Source organism: Nisaea sp. (assembly GCF_017640745.1).
Taxonomy (GTDB): Bacteria; Pseudomonadota; Alphaproteobacteria; order Thalassobaculales; family Thalassobaculaceae; genus Nisaea.
The window spans coordinates 25320-48570 of sequence record NZ_JAEPQA010000011.1 but is presented as its reverse complement, the minus strand read 5'-3'; the positions used below and the strand labels follow the sequence as shown (position 1 = coordinate 48570).

Below are 23251 nucleotides of genomic sequence, written 5' to 3'. Positions count from 1 at the left end.
CGGATTTGGTTTCTGTAGGGAGCGACTATAGCGGTGTTGCTGCACTGCGAAAGAGTGGAAAACGGCGCGGAATTCGTTCCGGCGCGAAGAGAAAGGTCGACCTCTGGCAAGCAGCGGGCAATTAGCCCCGCTTCTTCTCCAGCACGCGCTTGATCCGGGCCTCAAGCTCCCGGTCCTCGTCCTCAGTGTGTTTCTTCATCGCCTTGTCGAGGGCCTTCTCGTGCCCCTCGTGACCGTAAACGAGGCCGGCGATCACGAAGGCGAGGGAGAGGCCGAGGGCGGACATGGTGGCGCCAAATCCCCAGAGCGGACCGTATTCGCGGCCGATCACGACGATGCCCCACCAGAAGGCGGCGAAGGAGGCGACGGACGCGAGCAGAAGGAAGCCGATGCGCAGGCAGAGCCCGCCGATGCGGTTGGCGGACATCAGTTCGCGGAAGGCGGCGCTGGTCTCGGCGTCTCGGATGGCGCGGGTGATGTCCTTGCGGGCGAGCTTGGTCCAGTCGCCGACATACATGCCGGTCTTGCCCTCGCCACGGCCCGGATTGAGGATCACCTCCTTCAGGTCCTCGACGATCTGGTTCGCCCGCTCCTCGGCGGGACGGCGTTTCAGGCTGGGGAACGGCGAGTCCGACGCACGCTCTTTCTTCTCGTCTTCAGAAGCGTCGCGTCGCAGATCGAACACCGCCGGCGTCCGGTCATCGGCCATCAGGCGTCGCGCTCCCGTGAAACTGTTCATCCGTCGGGTCTCAGGCGCATCCCTGCGCCACCATCTCATGCAAGTAGCGGTTCAGCGTGACGGTTGCAACAGGCTCGACAGGGTCGAACAGCAGGGTGAGGGCGGCGGTTTCCTCGTCGTAGCGCCGGACCGAGGTCTTGGCGGCGAAGAGGGCGCCGGGGCCGGCGGTCGGTACCAGCACACGCAGCTCGGCCCGGTCGTTCGGTTTCAGGTTGCCGTAGTACCCGACGATCTTGATGCCGAGCGTGTTCCAGTCGTCGATCGTGTAGGGGGTCGATCCGACGACGGCGGTCATCGGCGCGGTGGCGCGCGGCGCGCGGCGGCGTTCGTGTCCTTTTTGCCCGGAGGTGACGGTGGACTGGTCGGGGGACTGCGGCATGGGCGGCCTCGTTCTGTCTTCGGGTTTTCTTGGCGGCAGCGCCCTTTCTGGCGCACCCCGCGGGTGATGCCGTTCCTCTAAGCAACCCCCGTGCCATTTCCGGCAAGTGCCCGAAAACCTTTCTTTACGGATCTTAACGAGCCGGCTCCGAATCCCGGAAAGCCCCGTGGGAGGCGGTTTTCACCGTCTTCTCGCGGACTGCGGCAAGATCTGCCGGACCCATTCTGCCGCCTGTCCCTGTCCTGGACTTGACGTCTAGCTGTGCCGGGCGACGACCTGGTCGCGGGTCGGCCAGGCGGGGCGGGTGGCGACGTCCTTCGAGGCGCAAGAGCTGCAGCGCATCCGCGTGCCGACCTCCGGCACCGGGAACTCCGGGCCGAGCTGCGAGATCAGCATCGCCGTCGCCGCCTCGGCATTATGGCCGCAGCGGTTGCACCAGCAGAAGACGCCGATCCCGGCGCGGGCGAGATCCGCGAGGGTGGCCGGACGGCTGCGCTGCTCGTCCCGCTGCAATGCCCTGTCCTTGAAGCGTCCCATCCGCCCTGTTCCCGTTTCGCTGACGAGGTGAGAACATAACAAGAACATTTGGGGTGAACAAGCATCCCCAGCCATAACGGATTACGTCATGAACTGCGGTACAGGCAGGTCTAACGGGAGCGCCAGACGGGGCCGGAGGTGCCGATCGGGCCGGCCGGAAAGTCCCAGAAAACCGGGGTCGTCGAGAGTTCGACAGGGCTGGCAAGGCGGCGCGCCGGACCCCAGTGCGTGTTCTCAACCCTGGGTGCCAGATCGGCTGCGGTTTCGGGGGCGAAAGAACGCGCGTCCGGGTCTTCGAAACGCCCTTCCAGAAGTGCTGCGGTGCGCGCGAGGGAGGTGCGGAAACTGGAACCGGCACCGCTGCGCACGCGTTCGGCGAGGCCGCTGAGGGCCGCGGCGGCGAGGATGAAGCCGGTCGCGTAATCCAGCGCCTGCACGGGAAGGGGAGTCGGCTTGTCTTGCTTGTAATGAAGCATCCCGGTCTCGGCGATGCCGCTGCTCATCTGCACGATGCTGTCGAAGCCGCGCCGCTTCGCCCAGGGACCGCTCCAGCCATAGGCGCACAGCGCAACATCGACGAGGCCCGGGTTGAGCGCGCGCCGCCGCGCGGAGTCGAGCCCGAAACCGGCGAGCGCATCCGAGCGGTAGCCATGCACCATCACGTCGGCGCCCGCGATCAGCTCCTTCAGCCGTTCCATCCCTTCGGCGGTCCGCAAGTCGAGCACGGCGGATCGCTTGCCGAGCAGCATTTCCTCCTCCAGCGCCTCGCTCCAAAGGTCCGACGGGGGATCAATGCGCAGCACATCGGCACCGTAGCCGGCGAGGAACCGCGTCGCGGTCGGTCCGGCAAGCACGCGGGTCAGATCGAGCACCCTGATGCCGGAGAGCGGCCGGGAGGGGACGATTTCCCACGCGGCCGCGGCGGGGCCGGCAAAGCTTTCATGGCGCAGCAGCGGCTCGGCGGCGACGGCCTTGCCCTGTGGATGGGCGGCCCAGGCTTCGGCGGACCGCATTTCGCCGGCGCAGCCGCCGGCGGCCACGATGGCGTCCTCGAGCGGAGTGCCGTCCCATTCGGCGACCGCGGCGGCGACCTTGGTCCGGTCGGCGGTCTCGTCATTGCGGATCCCGAGCACGGAAAGCGCCGCCTTGCGATGGTGCGGCGCATTGGTGTGGAGGCGGATCCAGCCGTCGCCGGTTTGATAGTCGCCGGCCACCGGATCCCAGACCGGCGGCAGCTCCCAGCCGTCGGGGCGGAGCGAGCTCTTGAACCAGAAGGACGCGAGCCGGCGGTCGACCGCGACCTCGGCGGGCGTGCCGTGGCGTGCGGCGATCAGGTCCGACAGCGCCTCCCCCGCGGCGGCAACCGAGGCGGCGGCGAGATCGGAGACGGCATAGACCGAGGGCAAGGCGCCAGGTTCCGCGAAGAGGGGAGCCGGCCGTTCGGGCAGGCGTGCGGCTTTCCGGATTTCGGAGAGGAAGTACGAAAGCGATGACATGGTTCTAGCCGGTAACGAGGCGGGGGAGTTTTTCGAAACGGGAGATAACGTCGACCAGGGAGGCGGAGGAAGCGAGCTTTTTGTATCCGGAGGTCAGCTCGAAGGTCGGCTGGCGCTGCCCCTTGCGCTGTTTCTTGGAGACGGAGAAGAGCGGCAGCTCGTGGCTGTGCCGGAAGATCGAGAAGGCGACACCGTCCTCGGTATGGTCGATCGCATAGTCGCGCCACTCGCCCGATATGACCCGGCTGGAATAAAGGGAAAGGAGCTGGCCGAGTTCCTTTTTCGTGAAGAAGAGACCGCGCTGCGGCGACCGGCTTTTCTTGAGCCGAATCAGGTCCGCCATGGGCCGCTCACCTACGGAAATCTTGCCAGTTCATGAGATGCAGTTTTCCCGAAAAAACCACCGGCGTAAAGTCCGCGTTCATCAAACCGACCGGGGCTGCGAGAGCGGTTTGATTTCGGGGGGCGCGCCATGTAGGTTGCGCTCTTCCGCTGAAGCGGGTGAAACGTGGCCGGACCGGACTGCCGGGCCGGCGCTTCGCAACGGAGACAGGCGTGGCAGATATTTTTCGCGAGATCGACGAGGAACTCCAGCAGGAGAAGGCCGCAAAGCTTTGGAAGCGGTACGGACCCTATGTCATCGCGCTCGCCGTTCTGATCGTCCTCGGAGTCGGAGGCTACCGCTTCTGGCTGTCCTACGACGCGAAGCAGAAAGCGGCCGAGTCGGCCCGTTACGAAGCGGCCGCAAGTGCCCTGGCGGAGGACCCGGCTGGGGCGGCGGAAGCTTTCGGCGCGCTCGCCCAGGACGGCAACAAGGGATATGCGGCGCTGGCCGCCCTCCGGCAGGCCGCGGCGCTCGTGGAAGCCGGGGACCTCGAAGCGGCAATCATCACCTACAAGAAGCTGGCGGGTGATCAGGGCACCCCGGCCCTGTTCCGGGATCTCGCCCGTCTGCTTTCGGTGACGCACCGGATCGACAGCGGCGACCCAGCTGAGCTCTCCCGCGAGATCGCGGCGCTGGCGAACACGACCGGGCCGTGGCGTCCGCTCGCCCGCGAAGCCGAGGCGCTGATCGCGCTGAAAGCCGGCGACAAGGCGAAGGCGCGGGAAATCCTCGAGGAACTGACGGCGGATGCCGAGACGCCTGGCCAGCTGCGGGCGCGGGCGACCGAACTGCTCAGCGCCATCGGCCGCGAGTGATCGGGAGCGTTTTATGACCGGTCGGTACTTGGGGCGGCTTCCGCATTTCGCGCTTCTCGCCGGATTCCTGGTGCTCCAGGGCTGCAGCGACGGACTGTTCTTCGGCGAGGAGAAGGAAGGACCGCCGCTTCCGGGCGAGCGGCTGCCGATCCTGGCGCTGGAAAAGAGCCTCGTGCCGGACCCCAATCTCGCCGAGCAGAGGGTCATCCTGCCGCGCCCGGTGGAGAATGCCGACTGGCCACAGCCCGGCGGCAACGCCGTGCATGCGATGCATCATCTCGCCGCCGGCGACGTGCTGCGCCGTGTCTGGACGACGGATATCGGCAGCGGTTCGGATGACGATACCCAGCTGATCTCGAGCCCGATCGTCGTGGACGGCATGATCTACGCGATGGACGCCGAAGGCGAAGTCTCCGCGCTCAAGACCGTCAACGGCGAGCGCGTCTGGTCGGCGGATACACAGCCTGACGACGAGGACGAGACGATCTATCCGGGCGCGCTTGCGGCCGGCGGCGGCAAGCTCATTGCAGCAACCGGCTACAGCGAGGTCATCGCCTTCGATCTGAAGAGCGGCGAGGAACTCTGGCGCAGCCGGCTGCCGGGGCCGGCCAGGGGCGCGCCGACCGTTGCCGACGGGCGGGTCTTCGTGACCATTCTCGGAAATCAGGCGTTCGCGCTCGATCTGAACGACGGCACGCGGATCTGGTCCCATACCGGGATCGCCGAGGAGTCCGCTCTGCTCGGGAACGCAAGCGTTGCGGTCAGCGGCGGTTCCGCGATCGTTCCCTATACCTCGGGCGAGTTGTTCGTGCTCCGGGTCGAGAACGGCCGGTTGCTCTGGAACGACAATCTGAGCTCGGTACGCGGCATCAATGCGGTGTCCAAGCTGTCCGACATTCGCGGCAACCCGGTGGTCGACGACGATCTCGTCATCGCCATCAGCCAGTCGGGACGGCTGATCGCGACCGACCTGAATTCCGGCCGCCGGGTCTGGGAAGCCCGCGTCGGCGGGGACCAGACGCCGTGGGTTGCCGGAGACTACGTCTTTGTTGTCTCCAATCTCGGCGAAGTGCTCGCCCTGACCAAGTCGCGGGGACGGATCCACTGGATCCAGCAGCTTCCGGTTTTCGAGAACCCCGAGGACAAGGAAGGCCTGATCACCTATTCCGGGCCGGTGCTTGTCAGCGACCGTCTGCTGGTCGGCTCGTCGACCGGGGAGGTTTACGCGATCTCGCCCTATACCGGGAAGATTCTCGGCAAGATCGATGTCGGGGCCGCAGTCTTCATTCCGCCGGTGGTGGCGGGAGGAACGGTGTATTTCCTGACCGACGACGGCGATCTCGAGGCGTTCCGCTAGTCCTCGGGCCGCACTGCTGCATGGCGGCCATGCCGCAAGACTGCTTGATCTGAAGGGCATGCCGGGACTACGGAACAGCCATGAGTTTTACAGTCGCCATCATCGGCCGGCCCAATGTCGGTAAATCGACCCTGTTCAACCGACTCGTCGGCAAGCGGATTGCCATCGTCGACGACCAGCCGGGGGTCACGCGCGACCGCCGCGAGGGCGAGGGACGGGTCGGCGATCTGACCTTCCGGCTCTTTGATACCGCAGGTCTCGAGGATGCCGAGAACGAGAGCCTCGAAGGCCGGATGCGTCTGCAGACCGAGGCGGCCGTCGCAGAGGCCGATGCGGTGCTCTTCGTGATCGATGCCCGCGCCGGCGTGACTCCGCTGGACGATCACTTCGCCCGCTGGCTGCGGCGCGTGAAGGACAAGGTGATCCTCGTCGCCAACAAGTGCGAGGGCAGGGCGGGCGCGCCGGGCCTCTACGAAGCCTTCGGGCTCGGTCTCGGCGATCCGGTGCCGCTCTCGGCCGAGCATGGCGAAGGACTGAGCGAGCTCTATGACGCGCTCGACGCCTTCGCGCCGGAAGAGGCGCATGACGATTACGAAGCGCTCGCCGCCGACGCCGAGGAACCGGACGACATTGTCGAGGAGTCGCCGGACGGCGCGGAGACCTGGATCGACGCAAAGACTCCGGACACGATCCGGCTCGCCATCGTCGGCCGTCCGAATGTCGGTAAATCCACCTTCGTGAACGCCCTTCTCGGCGAGGACCGGATGCTGACCGGTCCCGAGGCCGGTATCACCCGGGATGCGATCGAGAGCGACTGGGAGTTCGAAGGCCGGCCCTTCAAGCTGTTCGACACCGCCGGTCTGCGGCGCCGTTCCAAGGTCACCCAGCGGCTTGAATATCTCTCCGGTGAGGACACAAGACGCGCCATCCAGTTCGCCCATGTCGTGGTGCTGATGCTGGATGCGACGACGATGCTGGAGAAGCAGGATCTGACGATCGCCCGCATGGTGATCGAGGAGGGCCGCGCGCTCGTCATCGCCGCCAACAAGTGGGACATCGTCGAGGACAGGGAGAAGGCGCTCGGGCATCTGCGCGACCGGCTGCAGACCTCGTTGCCTCAGGTGAAGGGCATTCCCTACATCACCATCTCGGCGGAGCGCGGACGCAATCTCGACAAGCTGCTGAAGGCGGTGGTCGAGACCTACGAAACCTGGAACCGCCGGGTCTCGACCTCGCGCCTGAACCGCTGGCTGCAGGACATGACGGAGATGCATCCGCCGCCGCTCGCCAAGGGCCGCCGGATCAAGCTGCGCTACATGACGCAGATCAAGACCCGTCCGCCGACTTTCGCCGCCTTCGTCAGCCAGCCGACCGAACTGCCGGAGGCCTATATCCGCTATCTGGTGAACGGGCTGCGCGACATGTTCAAGCTCTCGGCCGTGCCGATCCGCTTTTACCTGCGCGGCGGCAAGAATCCCTACGTGAAGGACGACTAGGCCTCACCCGGTCTCAGAACCGGGTGACGACCGTCGCGCCGACCGCCTGGAAGCTGTCCATTTGCATCAGCGCCTCGATGGACTCTTCGAGGCTGATCTCCTTGCCGACCAGAAGATTCGGAGAGAGCTTGCCGGAGAGCACCATGGCGAGCATCGCGTCGTAGCGGTGCGCCTGCATGCCATGGCTGCCGAGGATTTCCAGCTCGTCCGCGATCACCTTCGCCATCGGCACGGCCGGCGTTGCGTGTTCCGCCAGCATCAGGCCGACCTGAATGTGCTTGCCGCGCTTGCGCAGGTTCCGGATCGAGTTGAAGCAGGTCGATGGATGGCCGAGCGCGTCGAGCGAGACATGCGCGCCGCCCCTGGTCAGTTCGATGACCGCTTCCGGCACGTCGGCGACCGCCGCCGCATTGATCGTGTGCACGGCGCCGAGCTTCTTCGCCAGCGCCAGCTTCTCGTCGGAAATGTCGATGGCGACCACGTTCGCGCCGATCGCCTCCGCGATCATGATGGCGGACAGTCCGACCCCGCCGCAGCCATGCACGGCGACCCACTGGCCGGCGGACGTCTTGCCCTGGTCGACCACGGCGCGGAAGGATGTGGCGAAGCGGCAGCCGAAGCTCGCGGCGGTGGCGAAACTGACCTGCTCGGGCAGGGCGACGAGGTTCAGGTCCGCCTTGTGGATCGAGACCAGTTCGGCGAAGGAGCCCCAATGGGTGAAGCCGGGCTGGAACTGGTTCTCGCAGACCTGCTGGTGGCCGGCATGGCATTCGGGGCAGGTGCCGCAGCCGCCGACGAAGGGTACCGTCACCCGGTCGCCGACCTTCCAGCGGGTGACGTCCTTGCCGACTTCCGCGACGATACCCGCGAGTTCGTGCCCGGGCACATGCGGCAGTTCGATATCGCCGTCATGACCGACCCAGCCGTGCCAGTCGCTGCGGCAGACGCCGGTCGCCTCGACCTTGAGCACGACGCCGTGGCGCTCCGGCACCGGGTCCGGAACCGTGACCAGCTTCGGCGGTTCGCAAAAGGCTTCGTAGAGGACGGCTTTCATCGGGGGCTCCCGGAACGGGGTGGATTGGTCGGGCGGCATCTATAGCCCGCGTTCCGGTCCGTTCACCAGTCCCCTTGGCAAGCGGCCTTTGAGGAGACATCATTAACCTCCTTCCCGAGACCGCCTTTCCGATTGAGGATCCGCAATGAGCAGCGAAAACCGCACCACCGCTCCGCTTTGGCAATGGAGCGCCGTCGAGCTATCCGGCGCCATCCGTGACCGCCGCGTCAGCGCCGCCGATGCCGTCGCCTCCACCGTCGAGCGTATCCGGGCCGAGAACGGCCACATCAACGCCATCGTGGTGGACCAGACGGACGCGGCGCTGGAACAGGCCGCCGCCTATGACGAGATTCTTCGGAAGAACGGTCCGATCGGCCCGCTGCACGGGGTTCCGGTTTCGATCAAGATCAATGTCGACCAGGAGGGCACGGCGAACAGCAACGGCGTCACCGCCTTCAAGGACATGATCGCGCCGGGCGACGCGCCGGTCGTGAGCAACCTGAAGAAGGCGGGCGCGATCATCGTCGGCCGCAGCAACACGCCGGAATTCTCCTTCCGCGCCACGACCGTGAACGAGCTGCACGGGCGGACCTACAATCCATGGGACGACAACCACTCGCCGGGCGGCTCCTCGGGCGGCGCCTCGGCAGCCGTCGCGGCCGGTTTCTGCCCGATCGCGCACGGCAACGATATCGGCGGCTCGCTCCGCTTTCCGGCCTATCAGACCGGCGCCGTGACAGTGAAGCCGGGCCAGGGCCGCGTGCCGGCCTACAATCCCTCGGGCAAGGAAGAGCGCTCGCTGCTGGCGCAGCTCATGTCCGTGCAGGGCATCATCGCCCGCGAGGTGCGGGACGTCCGGCTCGCGACCCGCGTGCTGATGCAGCCGGATCCGCGGGATCCGCTGCAGGTGCCGGTTCCGTTCGACGGCCCGCCGGTCGACCAGCCGATCAAGGTCGCCTTCTGCCGCGAGACCAATGGCTACAACATTCACCCGGCCATCGTGTCGGCGCTGGAAGCCGCCGCGGCGGAGCTGGAGAAGGCCGGGTATCTGGTCGAGGAAGCCGCGCCGCCGATGATCCGCGAGGCGGCGGCGGAGGCCCTGCCGGCGCTCTATGCCGATTGCGAGATCTTCCTCGGCGAGGCGATCAAGAAATACGGCAGCGCCGATATCCAGAAGGTCTTCGGCTATTATTTCGAGAACTATCCGCCGACCGATGCCGTCGGTCTCCTCAAGGCGATGTCCCGCCGCACGCGCTATCTCCGGGCCTGGAACCTCTTCCTGGAAGAATATCCGCTGGTCCTGACACCCTTCATGATGCGGCCGGGCTTTACCTGGAACGAGGATGCGGACAGCTCCGCGGGCACCCGCGATATCTTCGACTCCTCGGTCTACAGCTGGATGATCAACTTCCTCGGCCTGCCGGCCTCCATCGCGCCGGCAGGGTATCATGAGGGGCTGCCGCTCTCGGTGCAGCTCATCGCCCGCCGCTTCCGCGAGGATCTGGCCCTCGATGCCGCCGAGGCGCTGGAGCGGGCGAACGGGATCCAGATCCACGAGCTCTGGCGCCGCAAGGGGCTCCGCTGACGCGGCGCCCTTCACGCGGGATCGCGAGTTCGTCAACGGGCGGATCGGCGCTTGTGAGGGCGCCGATGTCCGCAGCATAATTGCGCCCATGAGCCGCCGCCGTATCACCCGTCACCAGCTCTCGATCGACGACATCTCCGCTCTCTACGAAACCCTCTCGGAGAGCCAGAAACAGCGCTACTACCGCCGCTGGAAGGTCGAGACGCCGGTCCTGAGTTCCAAGCGCAAGCGCGATGTGGTGCAGGACGATGTGCGCCTGAAGCGGCTAGAAGACCGGGCCGAGGGCATCGAGTTCGCGCTCCGCTTCGACGACCTGACCTACCGCCAGCGCAAGGAGATGGAGCAGATGGCCCGCAATCTCCGCCTCGCGGCGCAGGGAATGAAGAAGATTCTCGACAGGACCTGAAGCCTTTCCGGCACTTGTGCGGTGTCGAACGCGCGCCGTACTCTTGGGGGATCACAGTCACAGCCGCTTGAGCCCGATCCCGTGTCAGAGCCCCATACCTCCGCCGAGGCGGTACCGGCCCCGCATCCCTACCGCTGGGCCATGCTGTTCGGTGTCTGGCTGATCTATTTCGCCTTCGGCCTGACGATCAGCGCGCTCGCCCCGATGGTCGGGCCGATCACAAGCGATCTCGGCCTCAGCCACGGCGCGATGGGAACAGTGCTCGGCGCCTGGCCCTTCGTCTATATCGGCGCGGCGGTGCCCTGCGGAATCCTGCTCGACCGGATCGGAGCGCGGAAGGCGCTGTTGCTGGCGGCGGTGATCATGGCGGCCTCCGGCCTCGCCCGCGCCGTCGCGATCGACCACCTGACGCTGTTTCTCGCCGTCGGGATCTTCGGGTTCGGCGGGCCGCTGATCTCCATCGGCGCTCCGAAAATCATCGCCGAATGGTTCGAGGGCAAGGAACGCGGCTTCGCCATGGGGATCTACATCACCGGCCCGGCGATGGGCGGCATCCTCTCGCTCAGCCTGACCAACGCGATGGTGCTGCCGTTCCACGACGGCGACTGGCGCATGGTGGTGACGGACTACGCCCTGATCACCGCTGCCTCCGGCCTGATCTGGCTGCTGATCGCACAGCATGCCGAGGCCCGCGCCCGCGAGGCGGCGGAGAAGGCGGCGCCGCGACGCTCCCAGGTCGAGATCTTCAAGGACCTGATGGCGAACCCGGTGGTGCGGATCATTCTGGCGATGAGCGTCGGCATCTTCTTCTTCAACCACGGCACCAACAACTGGCTGCCGGAAATCCTGAAATCGACCGGCATGAGTGCCGTTGAAGCCGGCTACTGGGCGGCCTTGCCGACGGTGGTCGGGGTGTTCGGCTCGCTGACCATCCCGCGTCTCGCGACGCCGGAGCGCCGCGCCGCGATCCTCGGCGGCCTGTTCGTGCTGGCGGGCGCCTGCACCCTTCTGCTGCAGCTCGGCGAGGGCCCGGGGCTCTTCGTCGCACTGGTCTGCCAGGGTCTCGCGCGCGGATCGATGATGACCATCGCGCTGCTGTTCCTCGTCGAGGCGCGCGGTGTCGGCTCCAAGAACGCGGGCTCGGCAGGTGGGCTGTTCTTCTCCGCCGCGGAGATCGGAGGGGTCTCCGGTCCGGTCGCGATCGGCGTGATCCACGACATGACCGGCGGCTTCACGGTCAGTCTCTGGGTGCTGACGGGGATCTGTGCGCTTCTGCTGAGCGGGCTCCTCTTCGGAATCCGCAGAGCGGCCGCTCCCGCGGCGTCCTAGACGGCTTGCCCGGCGCTCCAGCCGCTGGACCAGGCCCACTGGAAATTGTAGCCGCCGAGCCAGCCCGTGACGTCGACGGCCTCGCCGATGAAATAGAGGCCGGGCACGGCTTTCGCTTCCATGCTCTTCTGGTCTAGCGCGGCGGTATCGATGCCGCCGAGCGTAACTTCGGCGGTCCGATAGCCCTCCGATCCCGCCGGTTTCACGCGCCAGCGGTTTACCCGTTCACCGAGGGCCCTGAGCGCCTTGTCGCCGGTATCCCCGAGCGGTCGGAGGGTTCCGGCTTCCTCCGCGATCGCAGCAGCGAGGCGTTTTGGGAGGGTTCCGGCGAGGGCGGTTTGCACGGCCTGCTTCGGACTGTCCGATTTCGCCTTCAGCAGGGCCTCTGAAACTTCGGTGCCGGGGGCGAGATCGATCCTGATCTCATCGCCTTCGCGCCAGTAGGAGGAGATCTGCAGGATCGAGGGACCGCTGAGGCCGCGGTGGGTGAAGAGCAGGCCCTCTGCAAAGCGGGTCTTGCCGCAGGCGACCTCGGCCTCGACGGAGATGCCGGAGAGCGCCTTCAGGCGCTCCAGCGTGTCCGGATCGAAGGTGAGGGGGACGAGGCCGGGACGCGGCGGCACGACCTTGATGCCGAACTGTTCCGCGACGCCGTATGCGAAGCCGGTCGCGCCCATCTTCGGGATCGACTTGCCGCCGGTCGCGATCACCAGCGAGGCCGCTTCGACGCTCCCGGAGGACAGTTCGACGCGAAAACCGCTGCCGAACCGTGCGATGCTCGCAACCGACGTCGAGAGCTCGAGCCGCGCGCCCGCCTGGCGCAGTTCGGTGGTCAGCATCTCGACGATCTGTTTCGAGCTGTCATCGCAGAACAGCTGCCCCAGGGTCTTTTCGTGATAGGCGATGCCGTGGCGCTCGACGAGGGCGATGAAGTCGCGCTGTGTGTAGCGCCGGAGCGCCGAGATGCAGAAGCGGGGATTGGCGGAGAGAAAGTTCTCGGGCGCCGTGCGCAGATTGGTGAAGTTGCAGCGTCCGCCGCCGGAAATCCGGATTTTCTCGCCCGGCGCTTTCGCGTGGTCGACGAGCAGCACCGAGCGGCCGCGCCGGGCCGCCTCGGCAGCGCACATCATGCCGGCAGCGCCGGCGCCGACGATCAGGCAATCGAACTTGCGCATGTTCTCTGCCGCCGATCCCTATTCCGGCTTATTCTTATCGGTGGATCGTGCGCTGTCGTCCTCGTCCATGTTCGCCGGGTCGTCGTGCTCGAGATCCTCCTGCGCTTCCTTGACCTCCTCGGCCGCCTTTGCGCGCTCCTCTTCCCGCTTGCGGCGCTCCGCTTCCTGGGCCTGCTTTTCCGCATTGCGGGCAGCTTCCGCGTCGGCCATCTCTGGATTGGCCGTTTCGAAATAGCCGTTGGCACCCTTGCCGGTTTCCGCGCCGTCCTTGTCCGTCTTGCGTTCGCGGGTCTGCTGCGAAACCTTGACGAAGGCAGGCGGGGCGGCGCCGTTCTTGTCGGCGCCGAAATAAAGCGTCTGGTGCGGGAACGGGATCTCGATGCCCTCGGCATCGAAGCGCCGCTTCACCCGGCGCAGAAACTCGCGGCGCACCGACCATTGCATGCCGCCCTTGGTCTTGACCCTTGTGCGGATATTGACGCTGGAATCCGCGAGATCCTGAACACCGAAGACTTCGAACGGCCCAATGATCGACGGCTTGATCTTTTCGTCCTCGACCATTTCGTTGCCGATCTCGCTCAGCAGCTTCATCACCGCGTCGGCGTCCTCGCGATAGGCAATTCCGACATCGACCAGGGCATAGGCGAAATCCTTGGTCATGTTGGTGATGGTATCGACGCTGCCGAAGGGAATGGTGTGCAGGTCGCCGGCGACGTCGCGCAAACGGAGGGTGCGGATGCTGAGCGCCTCGACGGTCCCGGTCTTGCCGCCGACATCGATGTAATCGCCGACATTGAGGGTGTCCTCGATCAGCAGGAAGATGCCGGAGATGACGTCCTTGACCAGCGATTGCGAGCCGAAGCCGACCGCCAGGCCGACCACCCCGGCGCCGGCGAGGAGCGGAGTGATGTCGACGCCGATCTCGGAGAGGATCACGAATACCGCGAGCACGCCGAGGACGATGGCGACGGCGCGCCTGAGGAGCGGGAGCAGGGTCCTTTCGCGGCCGCTCAGCGTACCGTTCTCTTCCGAGACCTTGAGACGGCGTTCGACGAACAGACCGACCAGTTCGGAGACGATGAGTGCGCCGCCTCCGACAAGAATGATGGTTGCCAGCGCGCGGATCAGGATCTGACCGTTATCCGACGCGAGGAAGGTGGAAAGCTGAAGGCCCCAGACCTCCAGAAGCGCGCCGATGGCCGCGATGGAGATCAGGATACGTGCCCCGCCGAGAACATGCGGCACGTAGCGGTTTGCCCGTTGCTCGAGAGACGGAAAGCGGTCGGTGAGTTCCCGGGAAATCGAGAACAGCCGGAGCCCGACCGTATCGATGGCGAGCCAGGCGATGCGCCAGACGATCATGATCACGACCATGAAGGCGGCGATCTCGCCGAGCCTGACGAAGCCCTCGTCGCCCATCGACATGAGCAATATCAGCCCGGCGGTCACGTAGGCGATCGCGATCAGGTGCCAGATCGCGGACAGCAGTGACCAGAAGGGGTTCCGTACCGAACCGTCCGGGCGCTGCGCGATCGTTCGGGCAAAGCTCACTCTGTTCTGCAGGATGAAAGCGATCATCAGGGCCCACAGAATGCCGTACACGACTTTCTCGAGGAACAGGAAGGTCGCGTGGGGAAGGCCGAGGATGTAACCGCTCTGGAGACCCAGAATGCCATAGATGCCGGTGGCGACGACGCGGTTTATCCAGATGCTCAGATAGGCACCTGTCGCGGGCGAGATTTCGAGGGAACGGCTGAGCAGGCCGGCCGGCTTCAGCAGCGTATGGATGATCGCGCGACAGATCAGGTGAGACGCGACCGCAAAGACGAAGGCACGTCCGGCGAGCTGGACGTTGGTCGAGTCCACGGTCGTCAGGATCAGTTGTGTGACGGCGAAGAAAACCACGGGCCTCAGAGCCCTGAGAAGCAGCTGGGGGACCAGTACGGCGGTGCTATGCAGCAGCGTCCCGTTGCTGGCCCAGGATTCCAGGCGGTCGAGCGGTCGCCGGATGATCCGTCCGACGAAATGCACTGCGACCAGCCCGATGGCGACGATGCCGCCGATGATCCCGATCCATTCCGCGAGGGTGATCAATCCGCGCGGGTCGTCGATGAGGTCGTTGATCAGCGGGAGCAGGCTCTTCACGTTCGTCAGGGCAAGGGCGGCCGCCGACAGCCTGGTGACCGCTTCCTGAAGAAAATCGCTGATCCCCTTGACCACATCCGACATCGCCGTCGCGAGCCCGGTGTCGACTTCCTGTTCGACCGTATCATTCTCCGAAACTGCGATGAGGGCCTCGAGCTTGGAGATGAGCGCGTCGCGCTCCTGCTCGTCCTTCAGGGTCGAAACGAGGTCCTTGATCTGTTCCGGCGCGATCTTGTGAAGCGGGTCGGCCTGCGTTTCCTGGGCGGTCTCGGACGGGAGCGTCTGCGCAGAGGCGTCGCCGGTAAACCCGGAGGTGAAGAGCACGGCCAGCGCCAGAGCCGCGACGAAGAGAGTAAGACGTTTCAGCATGTTTTCCCCGTGCCGGGCCTTTCGCATCATCTGAACCATTTGAGCGTTTTCAGCGCCCAGAGTTCCAGGCCGACGATGACGATCATGAGAAGCGAAACCGCCCAGAAGGCCCAGGCGCTCTCGGTACCGGGCATGCCGGCGACATTGATGCCGAGCAGGCCGGTCAGCAGCCCGAGCGGAAGACAGATGGCGGAAATCACCGAGAGCAGGTAGAGCCGCCGGTTCAGCTCCTCGCTGTTCCGGTTCTGGATCGTGTCCTGAATAACCATGGCCCGCTCGCGAATTTCATCGAGACTTTCGACATAGCGGATCACCCGGTCCGCGGCCTCCGTCAGGCCGCTGATGGTGCGGCGGCCGAACCAGGCGGGCGGATCGTTTGTGAGCTGCCTGAGCGCATCCCGCTGCGGAAGGATATAACGCCGGAGGATGATGGTCCGGAGCCGCAGCAACTGGAGTTCCCGCGTCGGCTGGCGCAGATCGCCGACGGTCTGCTCCTCGTCGACCGTGTCGATGCGTTCCTCCAGATCGTCGATCACCGGCCCCATTCGCTTGAACAGGCGGTCGGCGATCGTGGTCAGCAGTTCGTCCGCGGATTGTGGCATGTAGCCCTCGCGGATCGAATCGATGGTGTCCTGCACGGCTAGCAGCCGGCGCATACGGACCGTTATCATGAAGCCGGGCTCGATCCATATTCTGAGGCTGACCATGTCTTCCGGATCGGCGCCGGGATTGAGGTTCACGCCGCGGAGTACAAGCAGAGTTCCATCGTCGAAGCGCTGAACCCTTGGCCGCGTCTCCTCCGCGATCAGGGCTTCCGCGGCGACATCCGGAATCCCCGCTTGTTCCCGGATCCATGCCCGTGCGCTTTCCTGCTTCTGGTCGAGATGGAGCCAGGTAAGGCGATAATCCTTGGGCCGGCCGGCTTCGAGATCGCTCCAGGCCAGATCTCTGTGAGCACCGGTCTGGGGCAGGCCGATACCGGCAATCAACCCGCTCTCGCCATCAGCCATGTTCATGCCTCGTCCACACCCGAATCACACGAGCAGTATAGGTTAGCGGCGCAATCGGGCAATGCCGGGGCGCTATTGCCGGATCTGTGCCGCGCGGTCGGGATAGTCGGTGATGATGCCGTCGACGCCCAGTTCAACCATCCGCTTCATGTCGGCCGTCTCGTTCACCGTCCAGACCACGACCGTCAGCCCTTCGTCATGGGCGGCGTCGACGGCGTCCTTCGTGACGTTGCGGTAATAGGGCGACCAGACGGCGCAGCCGGCGGCTTTCACCGTTTTCTGCACCGACCCGCCATGATCGTCGATATCGAGCCCGCCGAGCCAGGGCGAGGCGCCGTCCCTGCCGATTTCCAGATTGTCGAGCCAGCGGGCTTCTGCGGTGAGGCACACGGTCGGTATCGCCGGGTCGATGCGCTTGGCAGCAATCAGCGTCGACCAGTCGAAACTCTGCAGTGCGATCCGGTGCGCCATGTCGGCTTCCCGGGCGGTATCGATCACCGTGCGGGCGAAGGTCTCTGGATCCGGTGTGTCGGACGGATGCAGGGGCGAGCGCTTGGTCTCGATATTGAACCGGACATTCAGATCAGCCCTGTCTCCGATCAACCGGAAGAGTTCGGCAAGTCGAGGGATCTTCGTGCCGTCCAGGGGCTTCTGCTCGGGGAAGCGCTTTTCGTAGCGGCTGCCGGGCCGGATCCGCCCGATATCGTATGTGGCGAGTTCTTCCGCAGTGAGCGAGCGCAGCGGTACCGCGGCCTCGATCCAGGAGCCGTTCCTCCGCGCAAGCTCCGGTGAGAGCGCGCGGTCGTGGTGGATCATTGCGATCCCGTCCGCGGTAATCACCGTGTCCAGCTCAAGGACGTCGACGCCGAGATCCAGGGCCTTGGCGAAGGCCGGCAGGGAATTCTCCGGCAACAGACCGCGGGCGCCACGGTGTCCCTGGATTTCGACTGCGTAGGAAGCTGCGGATATGCCTGCGACGAGAGTGGCGGCGAGTAGCGCGCCGCGCCCGGCTTCACGCATCGACGAGATCGCCATTGCGCAGGCAGTCCGGCGAGGCGAGTTCGAGGAACAGCGGCACCAGTTCTTCCGGTGCCTGCACCGTCGCCTGATCCTCGCCCGGATAGGCGGTGGCCCGGATCTTTGTCCGGGTGGCGCCCGGGTTCAGAAGATTGGCGCGGATCGTTCCGCGCGCGTTCTCCGCCGCGTAGCTGCGCACCATCGCTTCCAGCGCCGCCTTGCTGACGGCATAGGCGCCCCAGAACGGACGTTCGCCATGCGCGGCGTCGCAGGTGACGAAGATCGCGCGTCCGGCGTCGGACTGGCGGAGCAGCGGGTCGAGGCTGCGCACCAGCCGCTGGTTGGCGGTGAGGTTGACGGCGATGACATCGTCCCAGAGCTGCGGATCATAGTGATGCATCGGCGTCAGGGTGCCGAGCATGCCGCCATTCGCGACCAGAATGTCGATCTTGCCGTAGCGCTCGTAGAGGGCGGCGCCGAGGCGGTCGATGGCGGCCGAGTCCTTCAGATCCATCGGCACGAGGCTCGCGCTGCCGCCGGCGGCCCGGATCTCGTCGTCCACCTCTTCGAGTGCGCCGACGGTGCGTGCGACGAGAACGACATGCGCACCTTCCCGCGCGAAAGCCTTCGCGACGGCCGCGCCGATGCCCCGGGAGGCGCCGGTAATGACCGCAATGCGGCCCTCGAGTTTTCCGGTCATGAAACTCTCAGCTTGCTTGGTCTGATCAGGAGGCCTCGGCCAGCAGCGAGAGCTGCCGGACGTTGGAGCCGTCATTCTGGTCGATCAGCGCGATCGGATAGTCGCCGGTGAAACAGGCATCGCAATATTGCGGCTGCTCGCTGTTCCGCGCGGCTTCGCCGACGGCCTTGTAAAGCCCGTCATGGGAGATGAAGGCAAGGCTGTCGACGCCGATCAGTTCCGCCATCTCCTCGACCGACATGCGGGCTGCGAGCAGCTTCTCGCGCTGCGGCGTGTCGACGCCGTAGAAGCAGGAATGGGTCGTCGGCGGGCTGGCGATCCGCATGTGGACTTCCTTGGCGCCGGCCTGACGGACCATCTCGACGATCTTGGTCGAGGTGGTGCCGCGGACGATGGAATCGTCGACCAGGACCACGCGCTTGCCCTTGAGCTGCGCGGTGTTGGCATTGTGCTTCAGCTTCACGCCAAGATGGCGGACATGGTCCGTCGGCTCGATAAAGGTGCGGCCGACATAGTGGTTGCGGATGATACCGAGATCGAACGGCACGCCTGCCGCCGCCGCGTAGCCGATCGCCGCCGGCACGCCGCTGTCCGGCACCGGGACGACGACATCCGCGTCGACATGGCTCTCCTTCGCCAGAACGGCGCCGATTTCCTTGCGCGCGTTGTAGACGCTCTTGCCTTCCATCACGCTGTCGGGGCGGGCGAAGTAGATATATTCGAAAATGCAGAAGCGGCTCGGTTTCGCCGCGAAGGGCTTCAGCGACTTGATGCCGTCGCTGGTGATCATGACGACCTCGCCGGGCTCGATATCGCGCACGAACTCGGCGCCGATGATGTCGAGGGCGCAGGTTTCCGAGGTCAGGATATGCGCGTCACCGACCTTGCCGAGACACAGCGGGCGCACACCGTGCGGATCGCGGATGCCGATCAGCGCGTCGCGCGTCAGGCAAACCAGCGAATAGGCGCCGACGATCTTCTGCATGGCGTCGATCACCCGGTCCAGAACCGTCTGCTGCGGGCTGCGGGCGACAAGGTGGATGATGGTCTCGGTATCGGAGGTGGACTGGAAGAGGCAGCCCTGACGGACCAGGCTGTCGCGCAGGTCGATCGCGTTGGTCAGGTTGCCGTTGTGGCAGAGCGCCATGCCGCCGAACTCGAAATCGGCGAAGAGCGGCTGCACGTTACGCAGGTTGGTCGCGCCCGTGGTCGCATACCGGTTATGGCCGATCGCCGCGTGCCCCTTGAGCTGGGCCACGATCTTCGCGGAGTCGTCGCCGAAATTCTCGCCGACATGGCCGAGCGCGCGGTGGGCATGGAAATGCTCGCCGTCCCAGGAAACGATGCCGCAGGATTCCTGTCCGCGATGCTGCAGGGAATGGAGACCGAGAGCGGTGAGGGCAGCGGATTCGGGAGCGCCGAAGATGCCGAACACCCCGCACTCCTCGTGGAGATGATCGTCGTCGTGCTGATGGGAATGGTCCAACGGTTTGTCCTTTTCCGTCACAATGACACCCTCCCGTCAGTGGTTGATCTTGGCGACATGAATGAGCACGCTACTGCGTGTTCTCGATGACCCGCTCCAGATCCCGACGTTGCTCGGCAGTATACCCGTCGCCGCCTTGCGGTGCATCGGATTTCGCCGGTGGGCTCATCAGGCGTTCGTAGAGCAGTTTCTGGGTTTCTTCGCGGGCTTTGGTTTCGGCCGATCCGGCGGCGTCGCGGATTCGCGGACGCAGATGTGGCGGAACCAGGCTGACAAGCGTTTCCGCCCCCTGCTGCACGAGGGGCAATGTGCGGGCTTCGGTTACCCATTTCGGATAGCCATCATCCTCGATCAGCCAATTCAGTCCGAGATAGAGCAGGCAGACCAGAACCGCGCCCCGGGCAATCCCGAAAAGGAACCCGAGAGAACGGTCGATCGCACTCAGGCTGCTGCCCTGTAATGCGGCTGCAACATAGTGGGTGAACAGCGACATTACAATCACGGAGACGACGAAAACGGCGATCCCGGCAGCGAGGCTGGCCATGTCTCCCCAGCCGAGCAACTGGCGGATATACGGGGTTACGACGGGGTAGAGATAGAGCGCGGCGAAGAAGGCCGCGACCCAGGAGCCGATCGACAGGACCTCGCGGAAGAAGCCGCGGGCGAAGGCGAGAATGCCGGAGATCAGCACGGCTGCGATGATCGCGAGATCCGTCACGTTCACGGGCAGGTTTTCCAAAGCTCAGGCCTCTCCCGCTTTGCGTCCGACCGATGCTTCGTCCTGAAACATCGCCACCAGATCATGTAACTGCCGGATCGTGGCGAGAGAGAGGCCATCATTGCGCGACGCCTTCTCGCCCTTCTTGCGCCGCAGCTCCGGCAGGATCGCCCGGCCGAAGCCGAGCTTGGCCGCTTCCTTGAGCCGTGCCTCGGCATGGGCGACGGCCCGGATCTCGGCGGAAAGCCCGATCTCGCCGAAGACGACGGCATCGGAGGGAACCGGCTTGCCGGTGAGCGAGGAGAGCAGGGCTGCCGCGACCGCCAGATCCGCCGCCGGCTCGCTGACCTTCAGGCCGCCCGCGACATTGAGGAACACGTCGCTACCCGCCAGGACGACGCCGCAACGTGCTTCCAGCACCGCGGTCACCATGGCGAGGCGGCCCGCATCCCATCCGATGACCGCCCGCCGGGGCGTGCCGTAGGGCGAGGGGGCGACGAGGGCCTGGATCTCGACGAGAAGCGGGCGGGTACCCTCCATGCCGGCGAAGACGCAGGCGCCGGAAACGCTCTCCTGCCGGTCGCCGAGGAAGAGGGCGGACGGGTTGGTGACTTCGGCAAGACCGCCCTCGGTCATCTCGAAGACGCCGATCTCGTCGGTCGGCCCGAAGCGGTTCTTCACTCCGCGCAGGATGCGGAACTGGTGCCCGCGCTCGCCCTCGAAATAGAGCACGGTATCGACCATGTGCTCGAGCACGCGGGGACCCGCGATGGTGCCTTCCTTGGTCACATGGCCGACCAGCAGCAGCACGATGCCGCGGCGCTTGGCGACGCGGATCAGCTCCTGCGCCGAGGCGCGGACTTGCGAGACGGTGCCCGGCGCGCTGTCGATCGCGTCGACATACATGGTCTGGATCGAGTCGATCACCAGCACATCCGGCGGGTCCTCGCTCTCCAGCGTGGTGACGATGTCGCGCACGCTGGTCGCCGCGGCGAGCTGCACCGGCGCCTTGGCGACGCCGAGCCGCTGGGCGCGCATCCGCACCTGATCGAGCGCCTCTTCGCCCGAGACATAGGCGCAGCGGCAATGTTCGGAGAGCCTGGCCGTCAGCTGCAGCAGCAGGGTCGATTTGCCGATGCCGGGATCGCCGCCGATTAGGATGACGGAGCCGGGTACAAGGCCGCCGCCGGCGACCCGGTCGAACTCGGCGATCTTGGTGACCCGGCGCGGCCGTTTCTCGGAGCTGCCGGCGAGATCGACGAATTCGATCCTGCGGCCCTTGGCGCCGCCGAGGCCCTTCGGCGCGCTTTTCTCGACCACTTCCTCGACGAGCGTGTTCCAGGCGCCGCAGGCATCGCATTTGCCGGCCCATTTGGGCTGCACGCCGCCGCATTCCTGGCAGACATAGCGGGACTGGGACTTCGCCATCGCCGCGCTCCGTCAGGCCCTGCGTGTCACCAGTTCGATCGGGCCTTCCTCGAGGCCGTTGATGAACTGGTGCACATAGGGGTTTCCGGAGTTGTCGATCTCGGAGGTCGGGCCCTGCCAGATGATCTTGCCCTCGTAGAGCATGGCGATCCGGTCGCCGATCCGGCGCGCGCTGTCCATGTCGTGGGTGATGGTGAGCGCGGTGATCTTCAGATCCTTCACGCATTTGACGATCAGCTCGTCGATGATGTCGCCCATGATCGGGTCGAGACCGGTCGTCGGCTCGTCGAAGAACACCACGTCGGGATGGGTCGCGATGGTGCGGGCGAGGGAGGCGCGCTTGCGCATGCCGGTGGAAATCTCGGCCGGATACATCGCGCCGACGCTCGGCTCCAGGCCGACCTGGCCCATGAAGTCGAGCGCCAGCTTGTGCGCTTTGGCACGGGGCATGCGCTGCGCCTCGACCAGGCCGAAGGCGACGTTTTCCAGAACGGTCAGTGAGTCGAAGAGTGCTCCGGCCTGAAACAGCAGGCCGAAGCGATTCAATATGCCGTGCTGTTCCGAGGGGGTCAGCTTGAGCACGTCGACGCCGTCGATTTCGACCGTGCCGCCGTCGGCGTCCATCAGTCCGGTGATGGTCTTGATCAGGACGGACTTGCCGGTCCCGGAACCGCCGATCACCACGACGGATTCCGCCTCGGCGATGTCGAGGTCGAGCCCGCGCAGCACATGGTTGGAGCCGAAGGACTTTCGAAGGTCCCGGATCCGGATCTTGGGAGTTGCCGCCGTGGTTTCGGCCATCGTGCGTTCCAGCCGCCTAGCGGGCGAAGAAGAGTTCGGTGATCAGGTAGTTCGATATCAGGATCAGGATCGAGGCGGAGACCACCGCATTGGTCGTCGCCCGGCCGACCCCCTGGGCGCCGCGGCCCGAATAGTAGCCGTGATAGCAGCCCATGACGGCGATCAGGAAACCGAAGACGGCCGCCTTCACGAGGCCGGAGACCACGTCCTGCGTCTCGAGGAACTCGAAGGTGCTCTTCAGATACGTGCCGGCGTTGAAGCCGAGCTTGTGCACGCCGACCAGATAGCCGCCAAAGACTCCGATGATGTCGCCGATCAGCACGAGGAAGGGCAGGCTGATCATGCCGGCAAGAACCCGCGGAACGACGAGATACTTGAACGGATTGGTCGAAAGCGTGGTCAGCGCGTCGACCTGCTCGGTCACGCGCATGGTCCCGATCTCCGCGGCCATCGAGGCGCCGATACGGCCCGCGACCATGAGACCGGCCAGCACCGGGCCGAGTTCCCGGGTCATGGAGAGCACGACGACGGTGGAGACGGCGCTCTCGGCGTTGAACCGCGCGAAGCCGGTATAGCTTTGCAGGGCCAGAACCATGCCGGAGAAGAGCGTGGTCAGGCCGACGACAGGCAGGGAGTAATACCCGATATCGACGATCTGGCGCATGAGCAGGCGCCAGTAGAGCGGGGGACGCACGCAATGACCGAGCGTCGTGCCCGTGAACATCGCGAGCCGCCCGGTGGCGGCGAGAAACCCGAGGAAGGTCCGTCCCACGGCTGCGAGGAAGGTCATGCGCTGGCGTGTCCCTCGTGGGATCCGGGCATCG

General features: G+C 65.6%; 22 protein-coding genes. 6 read left to right on the top strand and 16 right to left on the bottom strand.

Annotated elements, in window-relative coordinates; translation table 11 throughout:
- Window positions 1–121 precede the first annotated feature (121 nt).
- From JJ959_RS09540 to JJ959_RS09520, 5 genes are all read right to left on the bottom strand, one after another.
- Window positions 122–739, bottom strand: a complete 618-nt coding sequence (locus tag JJ959_RS09540) for a hypothetical protein (RefSeq protein ID WP_292882641.1) — start codon at window positions 737–739, stop codon at window positions 122–124.
- Window positions 740–749: 10 nt separating this feature from the next.
- Window positions 750–1118: a hypothetical protein gene (locus tag JJ959_RS09535; RefSeq protein WP_292882638.1), complete on the bottom strand. Its 369-nt coding sequence runs from the start codon at window positions 1116–1118 to the stop codon at window positions 750–752.
- Between the two features lie 255 nt (window positions 1119–1373).
- Window positions 1374–1655, bottom strand: a complete 282-nt coding sequence (locus JJ959_RS09530) for a hypothetical protein (protein ID WP_292882636.1) — start codon at window positions 1653–1655, stop codon at window positions 1374–1376.
- 110 nt (window positions 1656–1765) lie between these two features.
- Entirely contained in the window at window positions 1766–3151 is a 1386-nt protein-coding gene (locus tag JJ959_RS09525) for a CoA transferase (protein WP_292882634.1), read from the bottom strand.
- A gap of 4 nt (window positions 3152–3155) precedes the next feature.
- Window positions 3156–3494 (bottom strand): DUF2794 domain-containing protein, encoded by a 339-nt coding sequence (locus JJ959_RS09520; protein ID WP_292882631.1) that lies wholly within the window; start codon window positions 3492–3494, stop codon window positions 3156–3158.
- A 212-nt stretch (window positions 3495–3706) separates the two neighbouring features.
- Between JJ959_RS09520 and JJ959_RS09515 the strand changes: the two genes are divergently transcribed.
- The 3 genes from JJ959_RS09515 to der all read left to right on the top strand — a co-directional run bounded on the left by JJ959_RS09515 (window position 3707) and on the right by der (window position 7204).
- Entirely contained in the window at window positions 3707–4351 is a 645-nt protein-coding gene (locus JJ959_RS09515) for a tetratricopeptide repeat protein (RefSeq protein WP_292882629.1), read from the top strand.
- 13 nt (window positions 4352–4364) lie between these two features.
- Window positions 4365–5708, top strand: coding sequence for a PQQ-binding-like beta-propeller repeat protein (locus JJ959_RS09510; RefSeq protein WP_292882626.1), 1344 nt, complete (start codon window positions 4365–4367; stop codon window positions 5706–5708).
- 80 nt (window positions 5709–5788) lie between these two features.
- Complete coding sequence (gene der, locus JJ959_RS09505; protein ID WP_292882623.1) at window positions 5789–7204, top strand: ribosome biogenesis GTPase Der; 1416 nt, start codon at window positions 5789–5791, stop codon at window positions 7202–7204.
- 13 nt (window positions 7205–7217) lie between these two features.
- Here der and JJ959_RS09500 read toward each other — a convergent pair whose 3' ends face one another.
- Complete coding sequence (locus JJ959_RS09500; protein WP_292882620.1) at window positions 7218–8258, bottom strand: zinc-dependent alcohol dehydrogenase family protein; 1041 nt, start codon at window positions 8256–8258, stop codon at window positions 7218–7220.
- A gap of 145 nt (window positions 8259–8403) precedes the next feature.
- Between JJ959_RS09500 and JJ959_RS09495 the strand changes: the two genes are divergently transcribed.
- From JJ959_RS09495 to JJ959_RS09485, 3 genes are all read left to right on the top strand, one after another.
- Window positions 8404–9843: an amidase gene (locus JJ959_RS09495; protein WP_292882617.1), complete on the top strand. Its 1440-nt coding sequence runs from the start codon at window positions 8404–8406 to the stop codon at window positions 9841–9843.
- An 88-nt stretch (window positions 9844–9931) separates the two neighbouring features.
- Window positions 9932–10249, top strand: coding sequence for a hypothetical protein (locus tag JJ959_RS09490; RefSeq protein ID WP_292882614.1), 318 nt, complete (start codon window positions 9932–9934; stop codon window positions 10247–10249).
- Window positions 10250–10330: 81 nt separating this feature from the next.
- Window positions 10331–11578, top strand: coding sequence for an MFS transporter (locus tag JJ959_RS09485; protein WP_292882612.1), 1248 nt, complete (start codon window positions 10331–10333; stop codon window positions 11576–11578).
- On the opposite strand, the gene JJ959_RS09480 is transcribed toward JJ959_RS09485, so the two are convergent.
- The 10 genes from JJ959_RS09480 to JJ959_RS09435 form a co-directional block, all read right to left on the bottom strand.
- Window positions 11575–12753 (bottom strand): NAD(P)/FAD-dependent oxidoreductase, encoded by a 1179-nt coding sequence (locus tag JJ959_RS09480; protein WP_292882609.1) that lies wholly within the window; start codon window positions 12751–12753, stop codon window positions 11575–11577. The two genes, JJ959_RS09485 and JJ959_RS09480, sit on opposite strands and share 4 nt — an antisense overlap.
- Window positions 12754–12771: 18 nt before the next feature.
- Entirely contained in the window at window positions 12772–15267 is a 2496-nt protein-coding gene (locus JJ959_RS09475) for a mechanosensitive ion channel domain-containing protein (RefSeq protein ID WP_292882606.1), read from the bottom strand.
- Between the two features lie 26 nt (window positions 15268–15293).
- On the bottom strand, window positions 15294–16283 hold the full coding sequence (locus tag JJ959_RS09470) for a zinc transporter ZntB (protein ID WP_292882603.1): 990 nt from the start codon (window positions 16281–16283) through the stop codon (window positions 15294–15296).
- Between the two features lie 66 nt (window positions 16284–16349).
- The gene (locus JJ959_RS09465; protein ID WP_292882600.1) at window positions 16350–17312 is read right to left on the bottom strand and encodes a glycerophosphodiester phosphodiesterase; all 963 of its coding nucleotides are present in this window, start codon (window positions 17310–17312) and stop codon (window positions 16350–16352) included.
- On the bottom strand, window positions 17290–17994 hold the full coding sequence (locus JJ959_RS09460; protein WP_292882598.1) for an SDR family NAD(P)-dependent oxidoreductase: 705 nt from the start codon (window positions 17992–17994) through the stop codon (window positions 17290–17292). The genes JJ959_RS09465 and JJ959_RS09460 overlap by 23 nt, the downstream gene beginning before the upstream one ends.
- Before the next feature lie 25 nt (window positions 17995–18019).
- A complete protein-coding gene (gene purF, locus JJ959_RS09455; protein WP_292882595.1) occupies window positions 18020–19501 on the bottom strand; it encodes an amidophosphoribosyltransferase in 1482 nt (493 codons plus the stop codon).
- A 49-nt stretch (window positions 19502–19550) separates the two neighbouring features.
- Window positions 19551–20219: a CvpA family protein gene (locus JJ959_RS09450; protein WP_292882592.1), complete on the bottom strand. Its 669-nt coding sequence runs from the start codon at window positions 20217–20219 to the stop codon at window positions 19551–19553.
- Between the two features lie 3 nt (window positions 20220–20222).
- Window positions 20223–21626, bottom strand: a complete 1404-nt coding sequence (gene radA / locus JJ959_RS09445; protein ID WP_292882589.1) for a DNA repair protein RadA — start codon at window positions 21624–21626, stop codon at window positions 20223–20225.
- A gap of 12 nt (window positions 21627–21638) precedes the next feature.
- Complete coding sequence (locus JJ959_RS09440; protein WP_292882587.1) at window positions 21639–22427, bottom strand: ATP-binding cassette domain-containing protein; 789 nt, start codon at window positions 22425–22427, stop codon at window positions 21639–21641.
- 16 nt (window positions 22428–22443) lie between these two features.
- Window positions 22444–23217, bottom strand: coding sequence for an ABC transporter permease (locus tag JJ959_RS09435; RefSeq protein ID WP_292882584.1), 774 nt, complete (start codon window positions 23215–23217; stop codon window positions 22444–22446).
- Between the last annotated feature and the right edge of the window lie 34 nt (window positions 23218–23251).

Coding starts and splice junctions, on each gene's coding strand:
- JJ959_RS09490 (WP_292882614.1), top strand. CDS start 9,932: ATGAGCCGCCGCCGTATCACCCGTCACCAGCTCTCGATCGACGACATC.
- JJ959_RS09470 (WP_292882603.1), bottom strand. CDS start 16,283: ATGAACATGGCTGATGGCGAGAGCGGGTTGATTGCCGGTATCGGCCTG.
- JJ959_RS09500 (WP_292882620.1), bottom strand. CDS start 8,258: ATGAAAGCCGTCCTCTACGAAGCCTTTTGCGAACCGCCGAAGCTGGTC.
- JJ959_RS09530 (WP_292882636.1), bottom strand. CDS start 1,655: ATGGGACGCTTCAAGGACAGGGCATTGCAGCGGGACGAGCAGCGCAGC.
- JJ959_RS09460 (WP_292882598.1), bottom strand. CDS start 17,994: ATGACCGGAAAACTCGAGGGCCGCATTGCGGTCATTACCGGCGCCTCC.
- radA (WP_292882589.1), bottom strand. CDS start 21,626: ATGGCGAAGTCCCAGTCCCGCTATGTCTGCCAGGAATGCGGCGGCGTG.
- der (WP_292882623.1), top strand. CDS start 5,789: ATGAGTTTTACAGTCGCCATCATCGGCCGGCCCAATGTCGGTAAATCG.
- JJ959_RS09525 (WP_292882634.1), bottom strand. CDS start 3,151: ATGTCATCGCTTTCGTACTTCCTCTCCGAAATCCGGAAAGCCGCACGC.
- JJ959_RS09475 (WP_292882606.1), bottom strand. CDS start 15,267: ATGCTGAAACGTCTTACTCTCTTCGTCGCGGCTCTGGCGCTGGCCGTG.
- JJ959_RS09435 (WP_292882584.1), bottom strand. CDS start 23,217: ATGACCTTCCTCGCAGCCGTGGGACGGACCTTCCTCGGGTTTCTCGCC.
- JJ959_RS09440 (WP_292882587.1), bottom strand. CDS start 22,427: ATGGCCGAAACCACGGCGGCAACTCCCAAGATCCGGATCCGGGACCTT.
- JJ959_RS09495 (WP_292882617.1), top strand. CDS start 8,404: ATGAGCAGCGAAAACCGCACCACCGCTCCGCTTTGGCAATGGAGCGCC.
- JJ959_RS09465 (WP_292882600.1), bottom strand. CDS start 17,312: ATGGCGATCTCGTCGATGCGTGAAGCCGGGCGCGGCGCGCTACTCGCC.
- JJ959_RS09535 (WP_292882638.1), bottom strand. CDS start 1,118: ATGCCGCAGTCCCCCGACCAGTCCACCGTCACCTCCGGGCAAAAAGGA.
- JJ959_RS09520 (WP_292882631.1), bottom strand. CDS start 3,494: ATGGCGGACCTGATTCGGCTCAAGAAAAGCCGGTCGCCGCAGCGCGGT.
- JJ959_RS09480 (WP_292882609.1), bottom strand. CDS start 12,753: ATGCGCAAGTTCGATTGCCTGATCGTCGGCGCCGGCGCTGCCGGCATG.
- JJ959_RS09510 (WP_292882626.1), top strand. CDS start 4,365: ATGACCGGTCGGTACTTGGGGCGGCTTCCGCATTTCGCGCTTCTCGCC.
- JJ959_RS09540 (WP_292882641.1), bottom strand. CDS start 739: ATGAACAGTTTCACGGGAGCGCGACGCCTGATGGCCGATGACCGGACG.